This is a genomic window from Lysinibacillus sp. NPDC056232, assembly GCF_042267565.1.
GTDB lineage: Bacteria > Bacillota > Bacilli > Bacillales_A > Planococcaceae > Lysinibacillus.
This window is the reverse complement of record NZ_JBHJTF010000095.1, coordinates 1-1586: the sequence shown is the minus strand read 5'-3', so window position 1 is coordinate 1586 and position 1586 is coordinate 1. Positions and strand designations below refer to the sequence as shown.

The 1586-nt window shown below is 29.6% G+C and carries 1 protein-coding gene; it reads right to left on the bottom strand.

Annotated features, from left to right (window positions below; translation table 11 throughout):
• Positions 1–1586, bottom strand: a 1586-nt coding sequence (locus ACFCYJ_RS27405; RefSeq protein WP_376079107.1) for a DEAD/DEAH box helicase, incomplete at both ends; no start/stop codon positions are given.

Sequence of the window (1586 nt, the reverse complement as noted above, 5' to 3'; positions counted from 1 at the left end):
AGATATACTATGTCGTTCTGTTTTTTCCGTATCTAAAGTTTCTATATCTTCTTTTCCTTGATGACTTAACACATTATCATCTATATGAACTTGATTATATTCTAATGTACTCTCAGTATCTAGATTAATTGTATGTGTATATGTATCTAGATCGCTTGTATCTGTACCATAGTCATTTTCTATTCTTTCAGCTACTTTAGATTCAAGCGTTTCTCTTATCTTTTCTAACTGAGAATTCAAATCCCCTATGCTATCACTATCAAACGCAACGGTTACTTCTCCATTCTCTATATTAATACTATCAATTATAGAATTTTCAGATTCAGATTCTTTAAAGTCTAACTGTAACTGCTTTTTATTTGTATAACCCTTCTTAATTAATTTATCCATTTCTAGTTGGCTAAATCCGTTTTTAACAAATGCATCTTTTAAATTATTTAAAGTAGCAATAAAATTCTTTGAATAAATATAGGCATATGAATTATTAAGATTAGATTGTGAAAAATCTTCAGTATTAGGTTGTCTTATTATTCTTCCTATAATCTGTTCAACAGCTACAGAACTACTTAACTCTGCTAAAGAACATAAAACATAAGCGTATGGACAATCCCAGCCTTCTTTTAATGCCGTTACTGTGATTACGTATCTTATTTCACAAGTAGATCTTAGTAAATCTACATTGTCCAATTCTTTTATCTCAGAAGTTTGTATAGCTATATGATCCCTAGGTATTTTAAAATCATTTAGTAACGTATCTAATATTACTTTCACTGTTAAAGAATCTGGGTTATCTTTTCTATCAGGTTGTGCCTGTAATAACATTATCGGACGTACATATCTATCTTCATCCTGTGCATTCTTTTCCAGCTCTACTCTTTTACTTATAGCATCATTAATTAATTCTTTCCACTCTACTTTCGTAAAAACATACATAGGAATTTTAAGCATCTTTTCGCTTTTCAATTCTGCAGCCGATACATTATATAAGACATTTAATGGATATTGTTTTGATTCAGGCGTTGCTGTTAATTCCAGTATGAATGAAGCATTTATATTTTTCAAAAACTCAAAGGATAGATCTGTTTTTGCATTATGTGCCTCATCAACTATTACAATTGGCCTTCTTAAATTTATTACATTTGATAAACTATAACTTATAAAACCATTCTCTATCTTTAATAACTTTTCTTTTTGCGATTGGTGTATATCGGTAAAATGTTCCATCAAATCTCCTGAGGAACTATAGACTTTTCTGCCCTCTGGCTCTTCTATACGAAAAGATTGGAAAGTTGCAACAATTATAGTTAAATTATTATCTAATGTTGCTTTACTTATATTTAACGCTTCTGTTACTGACAACACTTCAATGCTGTCATAATATTTTTGAAGATGTTCTCTATAAATACTATTCCCATTTTTTAAAGAATCTATAGTTTGCGTTAAAATTGCACTAGAGGGAACAAACCATACTACTAAATTATTTTTATTTTTCTGCAAATTTTCAGCAATAACATTAATAGCATTTGCTGCTATTAATGTTTTTCCTCCCCCAGTTGGTACTCTCAAGCAAATATGAGGTACATTAG